The following is a 4,413-nucleotide window of genomic DNA, read 5'->3' on the forward strand; positions in this document are numbered from 1 at the left end:
TCTTAATATTAATGGGCGGTTGGCTGTTATTACTGGAGCTTCAGGAGGGTTGGGAGTAGCAGCTGCCAAGTGTCTCGCCGAAGAGGGGGTCCGATTGTTTCTGACTGATACAGATGAGCAAAGATTGTCGCAAAATATAGATGACTTTGAAGGCGCAGTTGTTGGATCTCTCGCGGCTGATCTCACTGATCAGCAGGCTGTCGACCTTCTTGCAGGCAGAGTTAATGAAGCGGGTGGCGCGGATATTCTTGTCCATCTAGCCGGTATCACAGGAGCGAAAGGAGACCCTCTCAAAATGACCGATGAGAGTTGGTTTGATTGTTGGAACGTTAATTTCATGTCAGCAGTAAGATTATGTCGTTCACTGGTACCCTACATGGTCGAGCAATCCTGGGGGAGGGTAGTACTGACAGTTTCTGAAAATGCCGTACAACCATACCCGGATGAGGCGGTATACAACGCCTCTAAATCGGCGCTACTAAGTTACATAAAGGCACTGTCTTTGCCCTACGGCCCCAAAGGGGTTTTGGTCAATGCAGTAATGCCAGCATTCATAGAAAGCCCCATGACGGATGGAATGATGGAAACCTTGGGAAAAGATCTGGGTGTATCAAAAGACCAAGCCGTTGAACATTTTCTTGAAAAAGAACGCCCTTACTTGACACTTAAGCGACGCGGGAAGGCAGACGAAGTTGCTGCCGCATTTGCGTTGCTCTGTTCAGAGCGTGCGAGCTTTACCAATGGATCAGCTTGGCGTGTCGATGGTGGGGCGGTTGCTGCCATCGATATTTAAACCCCTATTTCAGAGAGACATACATGAATAACAGCAAAATACCTCACCTTCCTACCCCCGAGTATATCAACGACGACTACAAAGGGGCAGACAAATTGAAAGGCAAGCGCGTACTCATTTCCGGTGGTGACAGTGGAATTGGCAGAGCCGTAGCATTGCACATGGCTCGCGAAGGGGCAAATGTAGCCATTATTTACCACTCTGATGAAAAGAAGGCAGCTGAAACCCGGAAAGCCATAGAAGCGGAGTGCGTTGAAGCGCTGATGATTCAAGCCAACACTGGTGAGAGCGCAGACTGCGACCGTGCACTTGAAAATGTTCTAGCCCAATGGGGGGGCATTGATGTGCTCGTAAACAATGCGGGGTTTCAAAAGCCCTATCACACTTTGGAGGAAGTTAGTGACGACGATTGGCGAGCGCATTTCGACGTCAACATGGGTGGGATATTTTTTCTAAGCCGCGCCGCGCTTCGTTCAATGTCTACGGGTTCCTCCATAATTAACACAACATCGATCAATGGGTTTGTGGGTAATGATGCCCTAGTACCTTACTCTGCAACAAAAGGTGCGATCACGGCATTTACTCGCTCACTGGCCAAGCAATATATGAAGAAGGGAATTCGGGTCAATGAGGTGGCACCGGGACCTGTTGCAACGGATATACAGTCAGTCTTTGAAGACTTCGATGAAGATAAACTGAGAAATATGGCGGCTCCGATTGGTCGCGTGGGACAGCCGCGGGAGTTGGCACCTGCGTACGTTTTTCTTGCCAGCCAAGATGGATCTTTTGTAACGGGACAGACGATCCATGTTAACGGAGGCATGATGGTCGGTGCCTAAACTTTGCAGCCCGACCATATATGAGATCTACCCTAGGTCTTTTCTGGACACAACAGGTAACGGAGAGGGGGATCTCAAAGGGATTGCCGATCGGCTGGAGTACGTTAGTAATCTCGGCGTGGAAGCCATTTGGATTGCTCCTTTCTACACATCGCGCTGGAAAGATGGTGGCTATGATGTCACCGACCACTGCAGCGTTGATCCCCGATTGGGAACGCTGGATGACTTTGATTTAATCATCGCGGTCGCCTGCGATCTGGGATTGGCGATCCTGGTAGATCTGGTTTTCAAACACACCAGTATAGATCATCCATGGTTTCTAGCGTCGCTTGCCGGTGATGAAGCTGCAGCTGAACGATATGTTTGGCGGAATGCTAATCCTGACGGCACACCGCCAACGAATTGGATTGGATATTTTGGAATGCCCGCATGGAGCTGGCATCACCAACGACAGCAATATTATCTACACCAGTATCATTCCGATCAGCCTGCATTGAATCATCGTAACGCTGACGTGCAGCAAAAGCTTAGAGAAATTATGGCTTTTTGGAAAGCACGAGGTGTTGCAGGTTTCAGATTTGATGCCGTAACTTCCTGGTTTCACGATCCTGAGTTTCGGGACAACCCTCCTGCATCTGTAGAAGAACAGCGACACATTGATGGCGTGCCTGCTAGCCCTTATAGGCGACAAGTACATCGTTATGACATGCTGGTGAATGAAGGTGCGGACTACATGACTAGCATCCGAAAATGGGCCGGAAATGATCTCTATCTAATTGGAGAAAGCAATTTTGGTATCGCATCTATCGATATCGCATTGGATTATACCGGACCCGACAAATTAGACGGATGTTATACCACTGATACAGTTCGCTGTGGTCATTCAGGTGAGGCATGGGATTCCATTTTTAAAAAATTGTCACAACAGTGGCGTCTACCGTGGTGGTTTGAGAGTCATGATCAGGCTCGGAGTCCGACTAATCTCGGTAATGGATCTGGAGACTCCGCTAGGTTCTTGGCTGTACTTTCTGCGGTTTTACCCGGGGCACTTTTGATTTATCAAGGACAGGAGCTTGGGTTGCCACAACCCGATCTGGAAAAGGCAGAGGTAGATGATCCTTTTGATCTTGAATACTGGCCGGATGGGCCGGGTAGAAGCGGTGCTCGAGTGCCGATTCCTTGGGATGAAACACCAGAAACATTTGGATTCACAAGCGGGGAACCCTGGCTTCCTATGCGCTGGCAGAGTGGAGTGTCTGTCGTCAAGCAAAAGCAGTGCGAGACAAGTGTACTTGCATTTTATCGAGATGCTTTGTGTTTACGAAAAACGCTTAGGCTGTGCGACCCTGAGCATTTTGAACATCATTTCGAGGATGGCTTGATGCAGGTGAAAATCGGCAGTCAGTCGGGCAAATTAGAAGCGATATTCAACTTCAGCGATGCAGTGCGTGACTGTATACGCCCGAAACACGTGCTACTTTCTGTACGCCACCAGCAAGAGAGTCTGCTGCCAGGAGGTGCAATCCTTTACAAGGCCTGATCAACGGACATCAGTCAGCGCACGTTAATTTAAGTATATGCAATTGCATATCGACAATATGGTGACCTTGCAATTGCTCAATGCTGATCAGTTTGCAGTAAATATAGATGGCGCCGACAAAAGTTAGATCTAATGGACAAAAAAGCTGCATTAGTTCGCTATTGATGACTGCGACATTCAACGAATGAAAGAAGTTTTCAATGCAGCCAGTGTCCAATTTTTGTGCTTTGCGTATCCTGTTATGGCGAAAGTGATGTTGTCTGTTATTAAATCTATCTTGAGTAAATGTGATACGATCTTCACCATGCTAAGAGTGATTCCGATCGCTCAAACAGCGTATGCAAATCCCTGCGGCCGTGGTTCGATTTTGAACATCCAGTTTACGAAAAATTTGTTCCATGTGCTTGTCTACCGTACGAGGACTGACCGAGAGTCCGAGTGCGATTTCTTGATTGGTTTTGCCATTGCCTAACCAGAGTAAAACCTCTGCTTCCCGTTCCGTCAGCGGGAAGTTCCGCCGCAATATTTCAGTCTCGCTGGGTTTATCCGGGTTTTCCAGGCTGAAGAGGTATTCATCGGGTCCTGATTGGTCAACGAAATTTAATTGAAGCGACTGCGTCATCGAGGCCAGCTGGATCGGCCTCTGACGGTTATAGCGTGGATTGAAAAAGGTTTTCAGTTCATTACCGAGTGCCGTTTCTATGGATAGCGCCTGCGGCTTGGCATTCTCCAATAGACGGCCCGCCTGTGGCGTCATCCAAATCAATTGACCACGCCCATCTGTGGTAAGCAGATATTGGCCAGCGGTATCGAGTGCTTGATGTGTGGTCATCGTTTGGCGAGCAATCAGTAGATGGGTATGCAGTCGGACCAGTAATTCATCGTGATTGATCGGTTTGGTCACATAGTCGACGCCACCGGCGTTGAAACCCCGGACGACGCTCTCGGTATCGCTGAGTCCCGTCATAAAGATCACGGGGATTGGCGCAAGCTCTGGTGTTTGCTTCAGGGTTCGGCAGGTCTCAAAACCGTCCATGCTTGGCATGATGGCGTCCATCAGTATAAGTTCGGGCTTTACGCTGGCGGCGATGGCCAACGCCTGGCTTCCTTCCAGCGCGATCAATACGGTGTAGCCCTCACGATCGAGAAGCTCGTTAAGTATGCCGAGTGTTTCGGGGGAGTCGTCTACCACAAGAACAACACCTCGTTTCAGTTTGTCAGAAGCGAGCATTAGGCCCCCT

Annotated in this window: 4 protein-coding genes; 3 read left to right on the forward strand and 1 reads right to left on the reverse strand. The window is 49.0% G+C overall.

Going from position 1 to position 4,413, the window contains the following annotated elements:
• From ACXAFR_RS27070 to ACXAFR_RS27080, 3 genes are all read left to right on the forward strand, one after another.
• Positions 1 to 793, forward strand: a 793-nt coding sequence (locus tag ACXAFR_RS27070; RefSeq protein WP_475183214.1) for an SDR family NAD(P)-dependent oxidoreductase, incomplete at its 5' end; no start/stop codon positions are given.
• A gap of 23 nt (positions 794 to 816) precedes the next feature.
• Positions 817 to 1,632 (forward strand): SDR family oxidoreductase, encoded by an 816-nt coding sequence (locus tag ACXAFR_RS27075; protein ID WP_475183216.1) that lies wholly within the window; start codon positions 817 to 819, stop codon positions 1,630 to 1,632.
• On the forward strand, positions 1,625 to 3,172 hold the full coding sequence (locus tag ACXAFR_RS27080) for an alpha-amylase family glycosyl hydrolase (protein ID WP_475183219.1): 1,548 nt from the start codon (positions 1,625 to 1,627) through the stop codon (positions 3,170 to 3,172). Before ACXAFR_RS27075 ends, ACXAFR_RS27080 begins: the two co-directional genes overlap by 8 nt.
• Positions 3,173 to 3,479: 307 nt before the next feature.
• Here the strand turns inward: ACXAFR_RS27080 and ACXAFR_RS27085 are convergent, their stop codons facing one another.
• Entirely contained in the window at positions 3,480 to 4,403 is a 924-nt protein-coding gene (locus tag ACXAFR_RS27085) for a response regulator (protein WP_475183221.1), read from the reverse strand.
• Positions 4,404 to 4,413 lie beyond the last annotated feature (10 nt).

The organism is Pseudomaricurvus sp. ABR4_320, from assembly GCF_056159445.1.